The organism is Janthinobacterium sp. GW822-FHT07H10 (assembly GCF_058798675.1).
Genome location: NZ_JBXAKS010000003.1, coordinates 347,925 through 369,989 on the forward strand (window position 1 = coordinate 347,925; position 22,065 = coordinate 369,989).

The window sequence follows — 22,065 nt, forward strand, 5'->3', positions numbered from 1 at the left end:
TTGATAACTTTCTCTTATTACTGAATTCAGGGATTGATGACGGCCAGCGGATTGCCCGGGCCTGGCGGCGGCAAGACTTTCTGGCGGTCGCGCGACAGCACGGTAAACGCGCCCAGGGTATCCGGGCCGGCGACGATTTCCAGCTGCTCGCGCTGCAGCCAGGTGCGGATTTCCGCTTCCGTCGCCTCGGCGCGGAACAGCACGCGCGTGCGCACGCCCGTCTCGGCGCCGCTGCCGCCGCTGCGGAATTGCGCGTTGTCGACACCAGCCTGTTCCTTCGGCAGGAACAGCCACGCCGATTGCACCACCATCACGCTGGCGGCAACGGCCGTGACGACTTTCAGCCAGCGGTTTGAATTTGCCGCCGTGATCGGCGCAGCCACCTGTGGCGCCGCCGCGTCGGCCACGGCGATCTGCAACTGCTGCAGCCCCTGGCGCAGCAATTGCCGGTACGCCACGCGACCATCCTTGCCCAGTTCGGTCGACAGGGGCGTGCCCGTCAGCGCATAGCCGTCGCCGGGCAAGGCCACGCGGGCGATCACGCCGGGCGCGGCCGCGGCCCCATTCGCGCGGCCGTGCAACTCCAGCCAGCGCGCCGCCTGCAGGCGGTCCGGGCTGAATACACCCAGGCACGCACCCAGGTCCGTCACGGCCACGATGACAGGCAGGTCGCACAGCACCAGGCCGGCGCGCGGATCGACGGGCGCGTCGCGCTCTTCGACCACCAGGCCGCAGGCATCCGCATACGCCGTGTCCGGCGTGACGAGCCAGCCGCGCCAGCGCTGCCGCGTGCTGTCCCAGGCGTCGAGCAGCACGGCGCCAAAGCCCGGGCAGCGCGCCAGCACATGGATTTGCCCGCCGGCGATGGGCCGCGCGGCCAGCGGCGCGGCATCGCTGCGGCGCGCAAAGCGTTCCAGCACATGCTCCGGCACGGCAATGCCGCGCCAGTCGGGGGTCGCGCCGCCCACCTCCGCTTCCAGCAGCTCGGCGGAAGACGGCGGCGACGGCAGGCGCGCGGCAACGATGGCCAGGGTGGGCGTCAATGCAGTCATGCCGGTGGCCTTTCATCAGTGTTCGGGTGGGTGGGCGCGGGGTCCATATGCAGGGATAACGCGGCCACGCAGAGAATATCCAAAACTATTTGCGCCGCCTGCAGGTCGCGCGCGGCCAGGGCGTCCCCCACGCGCAGCTTGAGCAGGGTCAAGACCCAGCTGCCCAGCAGGGTGGCGCGGTGGGCCGGCGCGACGATCTGGCGGGCCGCGCTGATGACATCGCCCTTCTGTTTATGCACGAGGCCCAGCTTGCCGCCGTGGTAATGCGCGGACGCGATCTGCTCGGCCAGTTCCTTGACGGGCATGCCGCCGCAGCCGCAGTGGCGCAGCAGCAAGACCAGGTCGCGCGGCAAGCTGGTGACAAAAACGTCGGCCGCGGCGCGCACCGAGGCGGGCGTCAGCCGGTAGTCGCGCAGCGGTTCCGCATACGCGTCGGGTGCCTGCAAGTCGCAACCGTCCTGCGCATCGGCATCATCGTCATCGCGCTGCTTGCGCAGCTGGTCGATGATGAAACGCTTGAAATACAAAAACAGGGCGCCCACGTGGTGGGGCGCAGCCTCGCTGTCGCTGTTGAGGACTTTTTCGATGAAGAACTGGTGGCGCAAGTCGGCCAGCGAGTCGCCCAGCGACGCCGCCTCGCGCGGACGGCAAGGCGTCAGCGCGGCGATGACGCGCTGGTAAAACTCGCCCAGTTCGCCTTGCGTCAGCTGCTGGCGGCGGGTCCAGAAATCATGAATCCGTTCAAATTGTTCCGATTGCACTGCCGGTCCGATCGTGTGTTGGGCGGCGCGCGCCACTGGCCGGGAGCAAGGCTGGCCGGTAAAGAGGAAATACGCTGGACAACAAGACAAACTTGTCAGTCAGGTAAAATGCATTCAGGCAATTTTCTCATACCGCACTGGAAATCGCTAACTTTTGTTACTTCAACGACAATTTCCGAGACCCCGATGCAGCGCCTGATTCCCCTGTTGTTGTCCCTCTTTTTGCTAGTTAGCAATGTCGCGCCAGCGGCCGTGCCGACAGCGGCGGGCAAGCGCATCGCCCTCGTGATCGGCAATGCGGCCTATGCGCAGCCATTGCTGAATCCCGTGAACGATGCGCGCGCCATGGCCGAGCGCCTGCGCCGCCTGGGCTTTGACGTGCTGCTGCGCACGGATATCACGGCGGCGCAGTTGCAACAGGCGTCGGCCGCGTTTTCCACGCAGGCGCGCGGCGCCGATATCGCCCTCGTGTTTTACGCGGGCCACGGCGCGCAGGCGGGCGAAGCCAATTACGTGCTGCCGCTGGGCGCCAACATGAACGCGCTGAGCGCGGCGGCCATCGCCGCCCAGGGCGTGTCCGTCTCCAGCCTGGCGGGCGACTTGCAGCGCACGGGCGCGCGCGGCGCCGTGCTGATCCTCGACGCTTGCCGCCAGGAATATACGCGCGGCGGCGCGGCCGTTCCCGTGCCCGGCGGCAGCAATGCGGCCAGCCACGGCTTTGCCGATACGCAGGCGCCGCGCGGCGTGGTGATCGCCTACTCGGCCGGCCCGGGCGCCCTGGCGCGCGATTTCTGGTCGCCCGATTCGCGCAACAGTCCGTACACGAGCGCCCTGCTCGACGCGCTCGACGCGCCGGGCTTGCCGATGAGCGACGTCTTTTCGCAGGTGGCGGCCAGGGTGGCCGCCATGACGCACGACGTGCAAAAGCCGCGCGTGTCGTTCGGCGAAACCTCGGCGCGCCTGGTGCTGAACATGGGCAGCGGCAAGGGCGTCAGCCAGCCAACAAGCGGTGTGCTGGCCGCGGGCAACCACGGCATGCGCGCGCCTGGCCCGGCGCCAGCGCCAGCGTCGACGCTGCCTGCCGCCACCGCTGCAGGCGCCAAAGTCTGGCCGGGCAATGTGTTGCAAGACATCAACTATGAAATCCGCATGCAGATCGCGGCGCGGCCGTTTCCCCGCCAGCAGCTGGAAAAGCGCGCGCGCACGGGCGACCTGGTGGCGCTGACGGCGCTCGGTTATGGCATCGGCGGCGGCGACGCCGGCGTCAAGCAGCCGAAGGCGGGCATGCAGTGGCTGGAAAAAGCGGCCGCCAGGGATTTTCCCATCGCCCAGACCTATCTGGCCGAATTGCTGATGGTCAAAGGCGACCCGGCCTCGTTGAAACGCGCGGGCGTGCTGCTCGACGCCGCCTCGCAGGCCGGCTACAGCCCCGCGCACGCGTATAAATTCGACCTGGCGCGGCGCACGGGCGCGCCGCCGCAGGACGCGGCACGCCACTTGCAGGATGCCTTCATGGGCTTGATGAAGGATTACCAGGGCGCCGCCAGGGATGTATTACAGCCGCCGAAAAAATAATTCAAAATAATTTTAGATTTCCCTGAACTGCCCCCGTTATCCGTGGGTACATGCAATACAGCATGACAGTGACCAGGGAAATCTCATGCACACATCCAGCCCGGCAACACCCGCCACCATCGGCCAACGGGGCCGCATCCTCGCCTACCAGCCCAGCGGACAAGGTTCCGTCAGCGTGGCCGGCATTCAACATCCATTCGACGTGGCCACGCACTGGCGTTCGGACACGGCGCCCGCCATCAACGCCGTCGTCGACGTGCGCTTCGATGACGGCGGCAGCCTCGCCACCGTCAGCGCCGTCGCGGCGCAGCAGCTGGCGCAGGAAGAGATGGCCGGCGCGGCAAAGCTGGCGCGCGACAAGGGCCGGCAACTGTGGGGCCGGGCCGTCGATGCGCTCGGCATCAAGGTACTGGCCGCGCTCGGCGTGCTGATCGCCGGCGCCTTTGTCTTCAACACCCTCGGCATCCGCCTGTTCGCCGCCGTCTCGCGCAGCTATTGGCAGCTGCTGGGCCTGTCGGCGGACAGCCTGGAAAGCTTCGCCCGCGACGGCGGCAGCGGTTTTACCTCGGCACAATTGTTCTTCCTGCTGGCCATTGCCGCCTGCTGCGCCACCATGGCCAGCAAGCACCCGAAAGCGGCGCTGGGCAAGTGCGCGCCGCTGCTGTTCATCGTCGTGCACAGCAGCTTGCTGTTAATCAAGATCAAGGGCGCCGTCAGCGATGCGGGCAACGCCATGGGCGGCCTCATGGGCAGCCGCGCGGCCCGCATGGCCGAGCAGATGGCCAGCGAAATGCTGGGGCAGGTGTGGCAAGGCCTGTCCTTCGGCATCGGTTTTTACCTGGTGCTGGCGGCTTCCATCGTCCTGGCCGCTTACGGCGTGGGCGAATACCAGCGCTTAGGAGGCAAGCACTGAAAACCTGCTGCGCTGCCGTGACTTGCATAACGCTAAAAATTAAACCCGTCATTACCGTTTAAATCATCTTGAAGGAAATATCATGCATCGTACCCTGCCCGCCCTGCTCGCCATCGCCCTGCTCCTGTCCGCCTGCGGCAAGACGGATAACGCCGCACCGGCCGCTTCCGCTCCCGTCGCCGCAAATGTCGCCGACCTGGCTGCGAAAGCCCAGGTGAAGGCGGCCGCCGCCAGCCTGCCGCAGGCGGACGCAGCCACGCCAGCGTCCAGCTATGTCGACATCACGAGCGGCAACCAGTTGATGTACAGCTACATCGCCCTGTCCGGCGTGCCGCCCGATTACGCGGCCGTGGCGCAGCGCATCTCGCGCGAATATGCGGGCAGCAACGATGCCTTCCGCAAGCAGGAAGTGCTCGACGCGCTGAAACCGCAGATCGACGCCAAGGTCGGCGAAGCGAAGACGAAACGCTACCTGCGCTACCAGATCAACGGCCAGGGCGCGCTGTCGCCGTACGCCATGGACAAGGCCGCCTTCCCCGCCAAGTTCGCCGAAGCGGGCACGTATTACTACATGTACGACAACGGCGACTACAAGCTGGCGTTCACGAACGGCGACGGCTACTCGCTGCTGAACGTGGCGCAGGATGCGGCGCGCAAGATCGAGGCGGCGCGCAGCGGCTACAAGGATTTCGCCATCATCGTGTATGCCTACGCCCAGGAAGCGGACATGGCCAGCCACCAGGTCAAGGCGCAGATCGTCAAGGTGGCGATCAAGCTGAACGGGGAAGAAATTCCTGTGCAGCAAGCGCTGTAAGCGCCCGGACCTTTGCGTTACACTGTTCGCCACATTGCATCGGGATAGCGACATGGGCGAACAGACACTGGCGGAACAACAACTGGCAAACGGGCAACGGCTGCACCAGGCGGGCAAGCTGATCGAAGCGATCAATGCCTACCAGGCCGCCTATAAACTGGCGCCCAGCCTGGTGGAAGCCCAGCATTTCCAGGGCCTGGCCATGCTGGAGCTGGGCCAGGCCACCATCGGCCTGGGCCTGTTGAAACTGTCGCTCAAGCAACAACCGGACAACGCCCTGTTCCACTACAACCTGGGCAACGTGCTGCGCGGCACGGACAGCGCAGCGGCGCTGGCCAGCTACGCCACGGCGGCGCGGCTGGCGCCGCACGAGCACGATTTCGCCATCGTCCATTCGGAATTGCTGCTGGCCAAACAGCGCTTGCCGGAAGCCATCGCGGAACTCGAGCGCGCCCATGCCTTGCGCCCCGAACGCTGGCAAAACCTGCAAGGCCTGGCGGAAATGTATTACCGCACGGGCCAGCAGGCACTGGCGCTGGCGCGCTACGCGCAGGGTATCGCGCTGCACCCGGCGCTGGCAGACAGTTGCCGCATCGGCTATGCCAACCCGCGAGCGGAACAGACAGAAACATTGACACCGCTCAATGTCGCGCCATCGCTGCATGACTTCCTGCACGAAACGGACTTGCACATCCTCGACGATTTCCTGCCCGACCCGGCCGCCTGGCGCGCGCAGGCGCTGGCCCTGCCGTTCGAGCAGCAGCGCTATGCGGGCCAAAACTATCCGGGCAGCCAGACGGCGGGCCAGCCCTGCCAGGCCGCCATGGAGCGCATCGCCACGGCGCTGGGCCGTCCCATCCGCTTCATTTCGCCCGACAATGGTTCCTACCGCCTCAGCTATGCCGACGCCATGGCGCGCACGGATATCCACGTGGACAACGAAACGGGCAATAATTTCAATTTCTATGCGGGCGTGCTGTATCTGAACCCGCCCGAGCAGTGCCAGGGCGGCACCACGTTCTGGCGCCACCAGCCCAGCGGCTGGTACCGCAGATTAGCCGAGGCGGACGTCAAGGCGGGCGGCTACGCCAGCTTCAAGGATTTCCAGAAGCGCTGGCTGCCGAACAGTAAAGTGCAGAAATTCAATGACTTGCAGGAACAGCGCGACAGTTGGCAAGCGCTGCTGGAAGTGCCGATGCGCCACAACCGCCTGATCGTGTACAAGGGCCACTATTTTCACTCGATCAGCAATGTGTTTGGCGACACGCCCGAGAATGGCCGGCTGGTGCAGCTGTTCTTTTTTGAAGTGCCCGATTAAGCATGCGGCGCGGGTATTGTCGGATTACGCCCTGCGGGCTAATCCGACCTACCAGTCACTGGACCATGCGTAGGTCGGATTGGCGGAACGCGTAATCCGACAACGGCTACCAGTCACTGGGCCATGTGTAGGTCGGATTAGCGGAACGCGTAATCCGACAACGGCCGCTCAGCATTCAATACATGTCCGCAGCCGTCGCGCGCACGGCCTTCAACAACATATCCGCCCCCGGCGACAGCAGATGATCCTGCTGGCGGATGATGCCGAACGCATCCATCTTGCACGGCAGCTCGATGGGCAGGATGCTCAGCACGTTCAACGATTCATAGTAATGCGCCACTTCCGTCGGCATCACGTGCAGGGAATCCGTCTGCTGCAGCAAGGACGTGATCAACAGCAAGGCCGTCGTGTCGACCACGTCGACGGGCGGTTCCAGGCTGGCGCGGCGGAACATCATGTCGAAACGGTGGCGCAGGATGCTGCCTTGCGGCGGCAAGATCCACGGCTGGGCCGCCAGGTCCTTCAACTGCAGATTCTTGCGCGACAGCAGCGGATGGCCATTGCGCGCCACGGCGCTGGCCGGCTCTTCCGTCAATTCTTCGTAGATGAGGCCGGCGCTGCTTTCCTTTTCCAGGATGCGCCCGATCATGAAGTCCAGGGTACCGTGCTGCAGCATGTCCATCAGGGTGTTGCTATGCTCCAGGTGCACGCCGATGCGCATCAGCGGCGCCTGCTGCTTGATGCGGGCTATCGCGCGCGGCAACAGCGCCATGGCCGGCGTCATGATCACGCCCACTTCCACCTGGCCCGTCAGGCCCGACTTCAGGGCGACGATGTCGTCATGCGCCAGCGACAGGCTGGTCAGCGCCATGCGCGCGTGGCGTATCATCGTCTCGCCGTAGATGGTCGGCTCCATGCCACGCGGCAAGCGGTCGAACAGGCGCACGTCCAGCATCTCTTCCAGGTCCTTGATTTGCTTGGACGCGGCCGGCTGCGTCATGTGCAATTCTTCCGCCGCGCGGTGGATATTGCGCTGCTCGTCCAGGGCGATCAGGAGCAGCAATTGCCGCGTCTTCAGGCGGGCTCGCAAGAACCAGTTGGGGTTGAGGGTATCCATGAATAAATCATATCATGATCGATATCGCTTTTAACTCAATATCGATATTATAGATATCGGTGTGTCTCCTTTTTGTACGCGTGATGAAATGGCTCAGGACGCCTTGCAGGCGGCACTCGGGTTGGCGGCCGGGCCCGCCGTTTGAGGGATGAATTCGATGGTGCCGTCGGGCTTGTATTTCAGCTCTTCCACGGCGACGGAACGCCGGTATTCTCCGCCGCCGGGCAACTTGTCGTTGTGATAGAAGATGTAGGACTTGCCGTTGAATGCGATGATGGCCTGGTGGATGGTTTTCACGACGGCATTCTTGTCCATGATGGTGCCGCGGAAATGCCAGGGACCCGTCGGCGTGGGGCCCGTCGAGTAGGCTGTTTCCTCGGGAAAATTGCGCGAGTACGACAAATAATAGGTGTCCGCATGCTTGTGCATGTACGCCGCTTCCGTGAACGCATCCATGCCGAAGGTCAGGATCGGGCCGTCGAGCTCCGTCATGTTCGCTTTCAGCTTGGCGTACTTCAAGACCGTGTTGCCCCAGTAGATGTAGGCCTGGCCATCCGTGTTGATGAAGACGGCCGGGTCGATATCGTCCCACGGGATCGCCGTCTGCTTCGTCATGTCGTTCGTGATCAGGGCGCTGCCGCGCGCATCGACGAACGGCCCCGTCGGGCTATCGGACACGGCCACGCCGATGGCCTTGCCGGGGATGGTCTTGTGGTCGACGGTCGAGTAAAAATAGTACTTGCCGTCGCGCTTGACGATGTCGCCGGCCCACGCATCCTTGCCGGCCCAGGCGAAGGTGGAAAAGCGCACGGGCGAGCCGTGGTCCGTCCAGTTCGCCATGTCGCACGAGGAATACACGCGCCACTCGTGCATGCGGTAATCCGTGTCCGTGGCGCTCGCCTCATCGTGGCCGACGTACAGGTAGACTCGGCCATTGTCGACCAGCGCGGCCGGGTCGCCCGTGTAGATATCCTTGACGATGGGGTTGGCCGCCTGCGCGCCAAAGGCGGCACAGGCGAGCGCCGCCGCCATGCCGATGGCTGCGGCACGTTTGTTCTGCTTCAACATCAATTAACTCCCGTTGGTAGTTTTCTGGCCCATGGCCATCAGTCGTTGCACGACGCAAAAGACAAACAGCAGGCCGCCGATGACGATCTTGGTCCACCACGAGCTGAGCGTGCCGTCGAAGGCGATCAGGGTCTGGATGGTGCCCAGCACCAGCACGCCGGACAGCGCGCCCGCCACATAGCCGTAGCCGCCGCTGAGCAAGGTGCCGCCGATGACGACGGCGGCAATCGCGTCCAGTTCCGTGCCTTGCGCATGCAAGCCATAGCCGGACAGCATGTAAAACGAAAACAGCACGCCGCCCAGCGCGGCGCACAAGCCGCTGAAGGCATAGATCAGCACCTTGGTGCGGCCCACTGGCAAACCCATCATCAGGGCCGACTGCTCGTTGCCGCCGATCGCATACACGGCGCGGCCGAACGGCGTGGCGTGTGCCAGCCAAATGGCCAGCAATAACGTCGCCACGGCGATGGCGACCCCGGGCGAGACGAAGCCGCCGAGAAAACCCAGCTGGGTCTGCGACATGGCGACGAACAGCGGGTCGTCGATGGTGATGGAATTGATGCTGATCAAATAGCACAGCCCGCGCGCCAGGAACATGCCGGCCAGGGTGACGATGAATGGCTGCAACTTGAAATAATGGATCAGCGCGCCCATGCTGGCGCCAAACACGGCGCCCAGCGCCAGCACGGTGGCGATCACCAGCAGCGGCGGCCAGTGCGCCACGTTGAGCAGCCAGGCGGCGATCATGGTCGACAGGGCCAGCACGGAACCGACGGACAGATCGATGCCGCCGGAAACGATGACGAAGGTCATGCCGACGGCGATCACCAGCAAGAACGCGTTATCGATCAACAAGTTAAAGATGACCTGCGTCGACAGCAGGCCCGGATAGGCGGCGCCGCCCAGGCCCAGCATCACCACCAGCAGCAGCACGGTGACGAGCGAGGTGAAATACGGGGTGTGCAGCAAGCCCTTCATGCTTTTCTCCGATGCAGCAATTGCTTGAATTCCGACGATTGCGACAGGCAGACGAGGAAGACGACGACCGACTTGACGACCATGTTCACTTCGGGCGGCACGCCCAGCGAATAGATCGTGTAGGTCAGGGTCTGGATGATGAGGGCGCCGATCATGCTGCCCACGAGGCTGAACTTGCCGCCAGCGAGCGAGGTGCCGCCCAGGGTGACGGCCAGGATGGCGTCGAGTTCCAGCATCAGGCCCGCGTTGTTGGCGTCCGCGCTCTTGATGTTCGAGCTGATCATCAGCCCGGACAGGCCCGCGCAGGCCGCGCAAAACACGTACACGAAGAAAATCAGGGTCGCCGTCCTGATGCCGGCCAGGCGCGCGGCCACGGGGTTGATGCCGACGGCCTGGATGAACAGGCCCAGGGCCGTCTTGCGCATCAGCACGGCCGTGATGAGGAAGACGGCAGCCACGAGGAACAGCGAGAACGGCAAGCCGAACAGGTAGCCGCTGCCGATGAAGAAGAAGGGCTGGTAATAGACGGTGACGATCTGCCCATCCGTCAGCAATTGCGCCAGGCCGCGCCCGGCCACCATCAGTATCAAGGTGGCGACGATGGGCTGCAAGCCCAGGCCCGCCACCAGCACGCCATTCCAGGCACCGCACAGCAGGGCCGCGCCCAGGGCGGCCGCCAGGGCCCAGCCCATGGGAATGTTGCTCACGTAGGTCGGCACGCCATTCTCCATCACCATGGTGCCGCCGATCAGCATGGCGGCCACGGTGCCGGACAGGGCCACGACGGCGCCCACGGAAATGTCGATGCCGCGCGTGGCGATGACGAGGGTCATGCCCAGCGCGGCCAGCATCAGCGGCGCGGCGCGGTTGACGATGTCGATCACGCTGCCGTACAAATGGCCATCGCGAATTTCCAGATGGAAAAAGCCGGGGATGGCAAGGAAGTCGACCAGCAACAGCAAGAACAGCGCGGCCAGGGGCCGGCTCAGGGGGTGATGCAAAACGCTATGCACAATGGAAGAATCCGTGGTGGAAGCCAGACCCGCCGCGGGCGGTGCGCTGGACGGTGTGGACACGCTCATGCTGACTCCCCGGCAATGACTTGCAGCACGGAGCTGTCGTCCAGTTCGCCGCGCGCATAGTCGCCGCAGGCCTTGCGGTCGCGCATGACGAGAATACGGTCGCTACAGCGCAGCACTTCCGGCAACTCGGACGAGATGAAGAGGATGGCCATGCCCTTGCGGCACAACTTGCTGACATAGCTCATGATTTCCTGCTTGGCACGCACGTCGATGCCGCGCGTGGGTTCGTCGAGGATCAGCATGGCGGGCGACGTCACCAGCCAGCGCGCCAGCAAGGCTTTCTGCTGGTTGCCGCCCGACAAGCTGCCGATCGGCGTCTCGATGCTGGCCGTCTTGATGCCCAGCGCTTTCACATACTCGTCGGCCAGCGCCTGCTGGCGCTTGAACGGGATGGCGCGCAGCAAGCCCGTGCGGGCCTGCAAGGCCAGGATGATGTTTTCGCGCACGGACAGCGACAGGATCGCCCCCTCGTGCTTGCGGTCTTCCGAGCAGAAACCGATATCCCGGGCAATGGCGTCGCGCGGCACGTGAAACTGGCGCGGCTTGCCGTGCATGGTGATCGTGCCGGAATCGGCCTTGTCGGCGCCGAACAGCAGGCGCGCCAGTTCCGTGCGCCCCGAACCGAGCAAGCCGGCCAGGCCCAGCAATTCACCCTGGCGGATGTGGAAATCCATGGGCAGCAAGGCGCCCTTGCGGCCCAGCCCCTGCGCTTCGAGCACATTCGCTCCAAAGCTGGCCGCGCCCGCTTCCTGCGCCAGATCCAGCGCTTGTTCCTGCGTGTCAGCCGCCACGCCGATCATTTTATTGACCAGCGCCAGGCGCGACAGTTCGCTACACGCGTATTCCCCCTCGCGCTCGCCATTGCGCATGACCGTGATGCGGTCGGAAATGGCGTAGGTCTGGTCGAGAAAGTGGGTCACGAACAGGATCGCCATGCCCTGCCCGCGCAGGCGGCGCAGCACGGAAAACAGCAGCTTGACTTCCGCCTCGTCCAGGCTGGACGTGGGTTCGTCGAGGATCAGCACGCGCGCGGAAATATTCAGCGCGCGCGAAATGGCCACCATTTGCTGGATGGCCAGGGGAAAGCTGGACAGCTGCGCCGTGACATCGATATCGATCTGCAATTGCTGCAGCAAGGCCCGCGCTTGCTGTTGCATGGTGCGCCAATCGATGGGACCAAAACGCGCGCCGAAGCGGCGCGGATAGCGGCCGATAAAGATATTTTCCGCCACCGACAGGTTCGGGCACAGATTGACTTCCTGGTACACGGTGCTGATGCCCAGCCCCTGCGCATCCGCCGTGGAAGCGGGCGCGATGGGCTGGCCGTCGAGCAGGATCTGGCCGCTGTCGGGCGTGTAGACACCCGTCAGCACCTTGATCAGGGTCGACTTGCCGGCGCCGTTCTGCCCCATCAAGGTATGCACTTCGCCCGGATACAGGCGCAGGGCAACATCGCTGAGGGCTTTGACGCCGGGAAAGGATTTACTGATGCCGCGCAACTCCAGCAAGGGAGCCGGCGCGGCGTCGTGATGCGCTTGCGTCTTCATCATGTGGCAAGCTTAGTACTTACGGTTCGGGAATTCCTTGGCGGCCACCTCGGCAGGGAACACGCCTTCCACCGTCGTGATGCGGGCCGGCACGGGTTTACCGGCCACCACGTCGCGCGCCACCGACATCAGTTGCGGGCCCAGCAGCGGGCTGCATTCCACGGTGACATTGAGCTTGCCGGCGATCATGGCCTCGAACGCGCCTTTCACGCCATCGATCGAGATGATGATGATGTCCTTGCCCGGCTTCATGCCCGCTTCTTCGATGGCCTGGATGGCGCCGATGGCCATGTCGTCGTTATGCGCGTACAGCACGTTGATCTTCTTGCCCTCGGCCTTGAGGAAGGCTTCCATCACTTCCTTGCCCTTGGCGCGCGTGAAGTCGCCCGTTTGCGAACGGATGATCTTCATCTTCGGATTCTTGCCCACCACTTCCAGGAAGCCCGCCTTGCGGTCGATGGCGGGCGCGGAACCGACCGTGCCCTGCAATTCAACGATATTCAGCGTCGCCTCCGGGGTTTTCTTGGCGTGCTCGAGCAGCCACTGGCCGGCGCGGCGGCCCTCTTCCACGAAGTCGGAACCGATGAAGGTGACGTACAGCGATTTATCCGCCACGTTGACGGCGCGGTCCGTCAGGATGACGGGAATCTTGGCAGCCTTGGCTTCGCGCAAGACGGTATCCCAGCCCGATTCGACGACGGGCGAAAAGGCGATGACGTCGACTTTTTGCGCGATGAACGAGCGCAGTGCCTTGACCTGGTTTTCCTGCTTCTGCTGCGCATCGGCAAATTTCAGGGTGACGCCATCTTTCTTGGCGGCATCCTTGATGGAGACGGTATTGGCGGTGCGCCATTCGCTCTCGGCGCCCACCTGCGAAAAGCCCATGACCAGGGGCTTGGCGGCAAAGGCGGACGAGGTGGCGAAAGTGGTGGCAGTAGCGGCCAGCAGCATGGCGCTGGCGAGGAGGGTGCGGCGGCTCAATGTCATTCTTGTCTCCAGTTTTTATTGGAATACCATCACAGCCGGATGCCGGATGGGCGGTTTTTTATGAACCCATGGTAGGAGAAAGCAACATAGCCATCCAATCAATTCTTTTTCGCTTGCGATACCGATTTGCGTATCACTGGATGGCTCACTGCCCTTCTGCTCCCCGTCAGCGCAGCAGGCGCAGCCCGTACAGGCCGCCCGCCACGGAGTCCTTGCCGGCGACAAATTTCACCACCAGCCTGCCCTTGGCCGCCTTGACCAGCTCGGCAGGCAGCGGCACATCCAGCGTATGCAGTTCCTGCGGCGCATCGGCCGCCACGGCGACCGTTTGCAGCCTTGTGCCATTGAGCAGCACATCGAAGACGCGGCCCGCATCGAGCGTGGACAGGGTCAGGCGCAGGGTCTGCGCTTCGCCTTGCGGGTCGCTCAGCGCATAGCTGAACCAGCCCGTCGCATGGCGCCAGTGCCGGCCCTTGTTGACGCCGTTTTCGCCGCCCTCGGCCTGGAAGAAGTGGTCGGACTCGGGCTGCTGTTGCCCCGGCGCCACCTGGTCGATGGTTTGCGCATCGAGCGCCAGGCGCTGCGCCTCGGCCTGGCGCGTGCTGTCCTGCAGCTGTACCAGCCCGGCCGGCGTGGACACGGGCCAGTACAGCATGTAGCGCGCATCATGCAGGCGGAAGAACGGGATCAGTTTCAAGCTCGCCGCATCCTTGCCCTGGATCAAGCCTGGCGCCGTAAACGTCAGCGGCTGGCCCTTCACGGGGCGGATTCTGCGCATGAAATTCCTGGTGTCGCTGACGAACAGCGGCGACGACTCCAGCGGACACACTTGCCCCTGGGCGATATGGCCCATGCGCGTGTCGTCGGCAAGGTAATTGAGTTTTTCGTTGGCAAATGGCTGCGTCTTGGCGGCCAGCACGATGGGGCCGTGCAGCACGGCATAGTAGTTCGACTGGTCCGGCATCTGTTCCAGGCGTGTCGTCATCGGCAAGGTCACGTCGACGGTGTCGCCCGCTTTCCACGCGCGCGCGATGGTCACGTACTCGCCGGGGGCGCCGTTCACGCGCAGGGCCTTGCCATTGAGCGTCAGGCGCAGCTTGCCCTTGGCCACCCACTGCGGATAGCGGATCTTCAGGCTGAACGTCTTCTTGCCCGCGAACTGGCTCAGCGTGATGCGCGTCGTGTCCCGGTCGGGGAATTGCGTGCTCTGGATAATCTTGACGCCCTGCCCCTGCCAGTCCAGCGTGGAAGCCATGAACAGGTTCACGTACAGGGCATCGCCGTCATGGGCGTAGATGAACTCGCCATACTTGGCCTGGCTTTCGATGCCCGAGCCCACGCAGCACCACATGCCCTTGTCCACTTGCGAATACACGCGGTAGTGGTTCGGGCGCATGGGCGTGAAATACACGAAACCGCCCGTGCCGGGGCGTTGCGACGACAAAATATGGTTGTACAGCGCGCGCTCGTAGTAATCCGCGTAGCGCACCTGCTCGTCGCGGCGGAACAGTTGCTCGGTGAGCTTGAGCATATTGTAGGTATTGCAGGTTTCCGGCCCCTCGACCTCTTCCAGCATCGTGGAAAAATCGTGCTCGTCGTGGAAATGCTCCTTGACGCTGTTGCCGCCGATGGCCACCGTGCGCTTGTCGTGCACGGTTTGCCAAAAGAATTGCGCCGCCTGTTGCCAGTCGCGCCGGTCCGTCAGCGCGCCGATGCGCTCGAAGCCGATCACCTTCGGGATTTGCGTATTCGCATGCAGGCCCGTCAACTTGTCCTGCCGCGCCGCCAGCGGCTGCAGGATGGCCTGGTGCGAGAAGCGCACGGCCAGGCCCATGTAGCGCTGATCGCCCGTCATGGCGTAGACGTCGGCCAGCACTTCGTTCATGCCGCCGTGCTCGGCGCGCAGCATCGTTTGCATCTGCGCATCCGTGAGCGAGGCCGAGAGTTTCACGGCCCAGTCCGACAAGGCGATCAGCATGGCCTTGGCCTCCAGATTACCGGCGTACTGGTAGGCGTCGCGCAAGCCGGCAAACACCTTGTGCAGGTTGTACCACGGCACCCAGCGCCCGTTGACGGAAAAGGTATCGGCCTGCAAGTTTCCTTGGGCAATGGCTTGCCAGGCGGCGCTGCCGTCGGGAATACCGCCCAGGTAGCCATTGCCATTGGCGTCCTGGCATTTTTTTAGTTCCGCCACCACATGGTTCAACCGTGCCAGCACCTGGGCGTCGCCCGTGGAAGCGGCCATGCGCGCCAGCGCGGACAGATAATGCCCGCCCATGTGGCCATCCAGCCCCGTCGCTTCCCAGTTGCCATAGCTGGGCTGGATCTGCGGCAAGCCCGCCTCGCGGCGGAATGGCGCCAGCAGCTTGTCCGGCTCGAAGGCCATCAGATACTGCAAATCCGTCGTTTGCGCGTCGAGAAACGGTCCCGCGCCGAGGCGCACGGACGACAGGGGAAACAGTTCCGCCGCCTGGAGCAGCGGCGTGGCAAGGCCGCCGGCGGCCAGCGCCAGCAGCAACACGGTTGTTTTCATGGCGGGGCCTTTACGGTTGGGCGGCGGGCAACTGTTTACTTTGATAGCGGTTCAAGTCGCGCGCATCGACCTGTGGCCAGCCCTCCTTGTCCCACGTCATGGGCAGGATCTTGAGTTTTTGCAAGTAATCATCGGCCGTTTCATACGCATGCAGCACCAGGTAATCCTTGCCGTCAAACGTGTAGGCGCTGTTGTGGCCCAGGCCTTGCCAGTCCTTGTTGCCTTTCAGCAGCACCGTGCCGCCACCCTGCGCCATGTCGCGGCCCTCCCTGTCCAGGTAGGGTCCCGTCACGCTTTTCGAGCGTCCCACGGCCAGGTGATAGGTGCTGTCGGCTTTCTTGCAGCACAGGCCCCACGAGACGAACAAATAATAATCAGCGCCGCGCTGGAAGATGAACGGCGCCTCGATTTCCTCGGGCGCCGGCTTGAATTCGCCCGCGCGCGGCGGCAGCGGCATGCGGCGCGCCAGCGAGTGCCACTCTTGCGGTTCCGCAATACGGGTCCAGTCTTTGTTGAGTTTCACCAGCTTGATGCCGTTCCAGAACGAACCGAACGACATCCACGGCGTGCCCTTGGCATCGGTGATGATGTTCGAATCGATGGCGTTCCACTCGTCGCGCACGGGCACCGATTGCAGCAGCATGCCCTGATCGACCCAGCGGTAGTCGGGCGAGCGGGGATTGAGGGTGGTGTTGACGGTGACGCCGATGCCGGAGGTGTTCTTGCCGAAACCGGAGACCGAGTAGTACAGGTAATACTTACCGTCATGAAACTGCACATCGGGCGCCCAGATATGGTCGTCAAATGAGGGCGCGGCCGTCTTCGCCCACGTGGGCTGGCCCGCAAACACGCGCCCTTCCGGCTGCCAGTCGACCATGTTCTTCGAGCTGTAGAAGGTGATGCCGGGACCCGTGCTGTACAGATAATACGTGTCGCCTTCCCTGGCCATCACGGGGTCGTGCACGCTGACCTGGGCCGCGTGCGCGGCAGCCATGATCGCCAGGGTGCTCAGGATGGCGGCCACGCCGCGCGTCAATGTGTGCATCGTCTTCTCCGATATGAACGGGCCGGCCCATCATGCGGGCCGGCCCAATGAATGACAAGTGACACAGGGCTAGTCGACGGCCACCACGACGACGGCCTTGGCGGGCACGGACACGGTCAGCTTGCCGCCCTGCGCCCTGGCATGAAACGCCACCGGCTGCACGGCTTGCGGTTGCGCAAAGCTGTTGACGGCGTCCATCTTGCCAGCGGTCAGCACGCGGCCATTCACGCTGGCCACTTGCCTGCCGGCCAGGGCCACGTTGACGTCGACGGCCTTGTGCGGGTTCGTATTGACCAGCGACAAGTACACCTTGCCATCCTTGGCGCGCGCGGCCGAGGCGCTCACTTCAGGAATGCTGACCTTGCCCAGGCTGTACTTGCCGTTGCCACTGATGGCGACCGGCAGGGAGGTGGCATCCTGGAACGGCACGTACATTTCAAACGCGTGATACGTGGGCGTGAGGAAATATTTATCCTTGTCCGTGATGATCATGGCCTGCAGCACGTTGACCATTTGCGCGATATTCGTCATGCGCACGCGGTCGGCATGGGCGTGGAAAATGTTGAAGTTCAGGGCGGCCACGAGCGCATCGCGCAAGCTGTTTTGCTGGAACAAGAATCCCGTGTTGGTGCCCGGCTCGACGTCGTACCAGGTGCCCCACTCATCGACATACAGGCCCGTCTTTTTCGACGGATCGTTCTTGTCGATGGCGGCGATATTGTTCTTGATCAAGCTATCGATGCGCAGGGTACGCTCCAGTGTCGATATCCATTGATCTTCGCCAAAGCCCGTGGCGGCGCCCTTCTTTTCCCACACGCCCGTGGGCACCGTGTAGTAGTGGAAACTGATGGCGTCCATCATGTTCGGCTTGATTTCACGGCTCAGGGTGTCGGACCAGCTGATGTCGTCGTCATTGCCGCCGCTGGCGATGAATTTCGGGCGCGCGCTCTCCGGCGTCTTCATGAAGGTGTGATAGTGCTTGTACAGGTCGGTGTAATACTGCGGGCGCATATTGCCGCCGCAACCCCAGGCTTCGTTGCCGATGCCAAAGTAATCGACTTTATACGGCTGGGCGCGGCCATTCTTGCGGCGCAGCTCGGCCAGAGTGGACTTGCTGTCCGACGTCATGTATTCGAGCCACTCGGACATTTCCTGCGGCGTGCCGGAACCGAGGTTGCCATTGATATAGGTTTGCGCGCCCAGCAACTCGGCCAGGTCGAAGAATTCATGCGTGCCGACGGCGTTCGACTCTTCCACGCCGCCCCAGTTGGTGTTGACCTTGGTCGGGCGCTGGGCGCGCGCGCCGATGCCGTCCTTCCAGTGGTACTCATCGGCAAAGCAGCCGCCCGGCCAGCGCACCAGCGGCACGTGTAACTGTTTCAGCGCGCCCAGCACGTCATTGCGCCAGCCCCGGGTATTCGGAATGGAAGAGTCCGGCCCCACCCACATGCCTTCGTAGATGCCTGTGCCCAGGTGTTCGGCGAACTGGCCATACACGTTCTTGTTGATCACGGGACCGGGCTTGGCCGTGTCGATGGTGACGCTGACGGGCGCGGCGAAGGCGCTGCCGACGGCCAGGCTCAAGGCCGCAATGCTGGTATGGATGAATTTCATGCTGTCTCCTGTTTTTGTAGTGAAAACCAAGGGCCGGTATCAAGCCCGGCATAATCTGGATGTGGCGATGCCTCTCCTGCCGCAGGGTTAGGGCGGCAAGAGCGGTATTTCGAAAGAGGAAAGATTTGGCAGGCTGCAACTCTGCGGCCGACAAAACGCCCAGGGCTAGGCGCAGCGTCGAAGACAGTACGCTAGTACGGCGAGACGCTGCAACAACGCCCTGGACGTTTTGTCAGACCCAGCCGGCGTCGACGATGAATTCCTGGGAGGTGCACATCGCACCGTCATCGGAGGCGAGGAACAGCACCATGGCGGCGATGTCCTGCGGCATCAGTTTATTCGGCAGGCACTGGCTTTTCTTGATTTCCGCTTCCGCCGCCTCGTCGACCCACAGCTCGATCTGGCGCTGCGTCATGACCCAGCCCGGCGTGACGGTGTTGACGCGGATATTGTGCGCGCCATAATCGCGCGCCAGGCCGCGCGTGAGGCCGACGACGGCCGCCTTGGTGGTGGCGTACACGGGGTAGCCGCCCGACTTCATGTGCCAGGAGATCGAGCTGACGTTGATGATGGAACCGCCGCCCTGGCGCTTCATGCCGTCGAAGACAGCCTGGCACGTGAAGAACATGGGGCGTTGATTGATCGCAATACGCTCGTTCCAGTATTCCAGGGTCACGTCCTGCGCCTGGTGGCGCTGGTCGTTGGCCGCGTTGTTGACGAGGATATCGAAGTCGCCCAGCTCGCCTGCCAGTTCGGCCATGACGGCTTGCAAGGATGGAATATCCGTGATGTCGCAATGGCGGAACAAGGGTGCCGTCCAGCCCGCTTCAGCCACGCGGCGGCACAGGGCCTCGCTGGCCTCGACGGCGATATCGACAAACGCCACCAGCGCGCCCTGGGCCGCAAATTCGGCCACCAGGGATTCGCCGATGCCGCTGCCGCCGCCCGTGATGAACACGCGCTTGCCCTGCAAGCTGCCATATTTCGCCAATTGCTTCATCTTGTCTCCACCTGTTTATTTTTTATATACAACGTCTGACCAAACCGCGACACGCGGCAAGGCCTGTCGGCCCCGCCGCGCGGCAGGTTTTTAGTCCTTGCCCAGCACGCCATCCTTGCGGCGCCAGATGCCCAGCGGATTATCGTCGCGCAGCGACTCCGGCAGCAAGTCCTGCGCCAGGTTCTGGTACGACACGGGACGCAGGAAGCGGTTGATGGCCGCCGTGCCCACGGACGTGCTGCGCCCATCGGACGTGGCCGGGAACGGGCCGCCGTGCACCATGGCCGTCGACACTTCCACGCCCGTCGGGAAACCGTTGGCCAGGATGCGGCCCACGCGGCGTTCCAGCACGGGCAGCAGGCGGCGCGCGTCTGCCACGTCGCCCTGGTCCATCTGCAGGGTGGCCGTCAGCTGGCCCTCCAGGCTTTCCGTGATCGCCAGCAGTTGCTCGATGTCGCGGCAAGCCACCAGCAGCGACGCGGGGCCGAACACTTCATCGCGCAGATCGTGCTTGGCCAGGAAGGCCGCGCCCGATGTGACGAACAGGGCGGCGGCGCCCTTGCCTTCCTCGCCCGTATTCTGCACCAGCGGCGTCACGTCGGCGTGCTGCGCCAGGGCTGCCACGCCCTTGGCATAGCTGCTGGCGATGCCGGCCGTTAACATGGTGGCGGCCGGCGCCGGCGCCAGCGCTTCGGCGGCGGCGGCGGCGAAGGCCGTGAAGTCGGCCCCTTCCAGGCCCAGCACGAGGCCGGGATTCGTGCAGAACTGGCCCACGCCCATCGTCAGCGAGGCGGCAAAGCCGCTGGCGATCGCGGCGCCACGGGCGGCCAGGGCTTGCGGCAGCACAAACACGGGGTTGATGCTGCTCATTTCCGCATACACGGGGATAGGCTGCGGACGCTCGGCCGCCACCTTCATCAGGGCGATGCCGCCCGAACGCGAGCCCGTGAAACCCACGGCCTGGATGGCAGGATGGGCCACCAGGGTCTGGCCGATGCCATTGCCCGTGCCCGTCAACAGGGCGAAGACGCCGGCCGGCAGCTTGCACAGGGCAATCGCTTTCACGATGGCGCGCGCCACCAGTTCCGAGGTGCCGGGATGGGCCGAGTGGGCCTTCAGCACGACGGGACAGCCGGCCGCCAGGGCCGAGGCCGTATCGCCGCCGGCGACGGAGAAGGCCAGCGGGAAATTACTGGCCGCAAACACGGCGACGGGACCCAGGCCGATCATGCGCAAGCGCAAGTCAGGACGCGGCGGTACGCGCTCCGGAAGCGGGCTGTCGATGCGCGCATCGGTCCATGAACCTTCGCGCAGCAAGCCGGCGAACAGTTTTAATTGACCGACCGTGCGGCCGCGTTCGCCTTCCAGGCGCGCGCGCGGCAATCCGCTTTCCGTCATGGCGCGCACGATCAGCTCGTCGCCCAGTTCGACGATTTGCGCGGCGATGGTGTCGAGGAAATCGGCGCGTTCCGCGTCGCTGGTGGCGCGGAACGGGTCGAACGCGGCTTGCGCCAGGCGGCACGCCTCGTCGATTTGCGCTACGTCAACCATGTGGAAGGCAGGCGCGATGTGCGCGCGCGCGGCCGGATCCCACGCTTCGAAGGAGCCGCCATTGCCCTTGACGGCAACGCCGCCGATCAGTGCTTCACCGGTGATGTTAAAACTCATAATGTGCTCACTTTCGCAAATGCGGTTGGGAAGATGTCGAGGCGGTTGCGCAGGGCGGGGCCAAAGGCCGGCGCTTCGATTTCAAAGGTTTCGCCCGGCGCCACGCTGACGCCATCGGCAAAGCTCAAGGTGGCCGTGCCGAAGAAATGCACGTGTACGTCGCCAGGGCGCTTGAACAGCGGATACTTGAAGTGATGGTGCTCGAGGTTGGCGATCGTGTGCGACATATTCTCTTCGCCGCTGACAAACGCCTTTTCCCAGCGCACATTGCCGGCCACGTCCAGCACGCGCGAAACGCCATCGATGTGCGCAGGCAGTTCGCCCACCAGCAAGGCCGGGCCGACGCTGCAGGCGCGCAGCTTCGAGTGGGCCAGGTACAGGTAATTCTGGCGTTCCGTCACGTGGTCCGAAAATTCATTGCCGATGGCGTAGCCGACGCGGTAGGGCTGGCCGTCGTCGCCGATCACGTACAGGCCGGCGATTTCCGGCTCTTCGCCGCCATCGAGGGCAAAGTCCGGCATGCGCAGCGGCTGGCCGCCGGCGCGCACGATGGAGCCGTCGCCCTTGTAGAACCATTCGGGCTGGGCACCGGCCGTGCCTGGCTCAGGCTTGCCGCCTTCCACGCCCAGGCGGAACATTTTCATCGAGTCGCTCAGGACTGCCGCGTCGCCGCCGATCTTCTTGTGCATGGCGTCGCGCGCGCCGGCGCTGCCCAGGTGGGTCAGGCCCGTGCCCGTCACGTAGCAGTGCGCCTCGTCCGCATGGTCGAGCGGCGCCAGCAGGCGGCCGCTGGCGGCCACGTCCGCATAGGAATGCGTCGTATTGCCGACCGTGGCGTTCACCAGCTCCGCCAGGCTGACCTTCTTGCGGATGGCATCTTGCGCCAGCGCATACGTCGTGTTGTAGCCTTCGATGACGCGGATCTGGTCGTCTTGCAGCAGGCCGACGAGGCGGCCGCCGTGTTCATTCGTAAATTGCAGCAACAGCATGGGA

18 protein-coding genes are annotated in these 22,065 nt (G+C 64.0%); 4 read left to right on the top strand and 14 right to left on the bottom strand.

The genetic code is table 11. From position 1 onward, the window contains the following. Positions 1-26 precede the first annotated feature (26 nt). Together AC1RDJ_RS09345 and AC1RDJ_RS09350 are read right to left on the bottom strand one after the other, a co-directional pair. Positions 27-1,052, bottom strand: coding sequence for a hypothetical protein (locus AC1RDJ_RS09345; protein WP_493027274.1), 1,026 nt, complete (start codon positions 1,050-1,052; stop codon positions 27-29). Next, a complete protein-coding gene (locus tag AC1RDJ_RS09350; RefSeq protein WP_493027275.1) occupies positions 1,049-1,813 on the bottom strand; it encodes a hypothetical protein in 765 nt (254 codons plus the stop codon). The genes AC1RDJ_RS09345 and AC1RDJ_RS09350 overlap by 4 nt, the downstream gene beginning before the upstream one ends. Positions 1,814-1,999: 186 nt before the next feature. On the opposite strand from AC1RDJ_RS09350, the gene AC1RDJ_RS09355 reads away from it, so the two are divergent. The 4 genes from AC1RDJ_RS09355 (at position 2,000) to AC1RDJ_RS09370 (ending at position 6,433) form a co-directional block, all read left to right on the top strand. Beyond that, positions 2,000-3,388 (top strand): caspase family protein, encoded by a 1,389-nt coding sequence (locus tag AC1RDJ_RS09355; protein WP_493027276.1) that lies wholly within the window; start codon positions 2,000-2,002, stop codon positions 3,386-3,388. 85 nt (positions 3,389-3,473) lie between these two features. Beyond that, entirely contained in the window at positions 3,474-4,301 is an 828-nt protein-coding gene (locus AC1RDJ_RS09360) for a hypothetical protein (protein WP_071325797.1), read from the top strand. An 82-nt stretch (positions 4,302-4,383) separates the two neighbouring features. Next, positions 4,384-5,115 (top strand): hypothetical protein, encoded by a 732-nt coding sequence (locus AC1RDJ_RS09365; protein ID WP_289887840.1) that lies wholly within the window; start codon positions 4,384-4,386, stop codon positions 5,113-5,115. Between the two features lie 52 nt (positions 5,116-5,167). After that, complete coding sequence (locus tag AC1RDJ_RS09370) at positions 5,168-6,433, top strand: DUF6445 family protein (protein ID WP_493027277.1); 1,266 nt, start codon at positions 5,168-5,170, stop codon at positions 6,431-6,433. Positions 6,434-6,608: 175 nt separating this feature from the next. Here the strand turns inward: AC1RDJ_RS09370 and AC1RDJ_RS09375 are convergent, their stop codons facing one another. The 12 genes from AC1RDJ_RS09375 to araD1 form a co-directional block, all read right to left on the bottom strand. Beyond that, a complete protein-coding gene (locus tag AC1RDJ_RS09375) occupies positions 6,609-7,550 on the bottom strand; it encodes a LysR family transcriptional regulator (protein WP_070219038.1) in 942 nt (313 codons plus the stop codon). A 93-nt stretch (positions 7,551-7,643) separates the two neighbouring features. Continuing rightward, positions 7,644-8,618 carry a glycoside hydrolase family 43 protein gene (locus AC1RDJ_RS09380; RefSeq protein WP_493027278.1) on the bottom strand — a complete coding sequence of 325 codons (975 nt, stop codon included), beginning with the start codon at positions 8,616-8,618 and terminating at the stop codon, positions 7,644-7,646. A 3-nt stretch (positions 8,619-8,621) separates the two neighbouring features. Next, the gene (gene yjfF / locus AC1RDJ_RS09385) at positions 8,622-9,596 is read right to left on the bottom strand and encodes a galactofuranose ABC transporter, permease protein YjfF (RefSeq protein ID WP_493027279.1); all 975 of its coding nucleotides are present in this window, start codon (positions 9,594-9,596) and stop codon (positions 8,622-8,624) included. Further along, positions 9,593-10,678, bottom strand: coding sequence for an ABC transporter permease (locus AC1RDJ_RS09390; protein WP_493027280.1), 1,086 nt, complete (start codon positions 10,676-10,678; stop codon positions 9,593-9,595). Before AC1RDJ_RS09390 ends, yjfF begins: the two co-directional genes overlap by 4 nt. Then, positions 10,675-12,228 carry a sugar ABC transporter ATP-binding protein gene (locus tag AC1RDJ_RS09395; protein ID WP_493027281.1) on the bottom strand — a complete coding sequence of 518 codons (1,554 nt, stop codon included), beginning with the start codon at positions 12,226-12,228 and terminating at the stop codon, positions 10,675-10,677. The genes AC1RDJ_RS09390 and AC1RDJ_RS09395 overlap by 4 nt, the downstream gene beginning before the upstream one ends. 9 nt (positions 12,229-12,237) lie before the next feature. After that, a complete protein-coding gene (locus tag AC1RDJ_RS09400) occupies positions 12,238-13,212 on the bottom strand; it encodes an ABC transporter substrate-binding protein (RefSeq protein ID WP_071325802.1) in 975 nt (324 codons plus the stop codon). Between the two features lie 166 nt (positions 13,213-13,378). Further along, the gene (locus AC1RDJ_RS09405; protein WP_493027282.1) at positions 13,379-15,745 is read right to left on the bottom strand and encodes a beta-L-arabinofuranosidase domain-containing protein; all 2,367 of its coding nucleotides are present in this window, start codon (positions 15,743-15,745) and stop codon (positions 13,379-13,381) included. Positions 15,746-15,755: 10 nt separating this feature from the next. Further along, positions 15,756-16,790, bottom strand: a complete 1,035-nt coding sequence (locus AC1RDJ_RS09410) for an arabinan endo-1,5-alpha-L-arabinosidase (protein WP_493027283.1) — start codon at positions 16,788-16,790, stop codon at positions 15,756-15,758. A 69-nt stretch (positions 16,791-16,859) separates the two neighbouring features. Beyond that, a complete protein-coding gene (locus AC1RDJ_RS09415; protein WP_493027284.1) occupies positions 16,860-18,404 on the bottom strand; it encodes an alpha-N-arabinofuranosidase in 1,545 nt (514 codons plus the stop codon). A 232-nt stretch (positions 18,405-18,636) separates the two neighbouring features. Continuing rightward, positions 18,637-19,404: an SDR family NAD(P)-dependent oxidoreductase gene (locus AC1RDJ_RS09420; RefSeq protein ID WP_493027285.1), complete on the bottom strand. Its 768-nt coding sequence runs from the start codon at positions 19,402-19,404 to the stop codon at positions 18,637-18,639. A 90-nt stretch (positions 19,405-19,494) separates the two neighbouring features. Beyond that, on the bottom strand, positions 19,495-21,072 hold the full coding sequence (locus tag AC1RDJ_RS09425; RefSeq protein ID WP_493027286.1) for an aldehyde dehydrogenase (NADP(+)): 1,578 nt from the start codon (positions 21,070-21,072) through the stop codon (positions 19,495-19,497). After that, positions 21,069-22,061 carry an AraD1 family protein gene (gene araD1, locus AC1RDJ_RS09430; RefSeq protein ID WP_493027287.1) on the bottom strand — a complete coding sequence of 331 codons (993 nt, stop codon included), beginning with the start codon at positions 22,059-22,061 and terminating at the stop codon, positions 21,069-21,071. Before araD1 ends, AC1RDJ_RS09425 begins: the two co-directional genes overlap by 4 nt. Positions 22,062-22,065 lie beyond the last annotated feature (4 nt).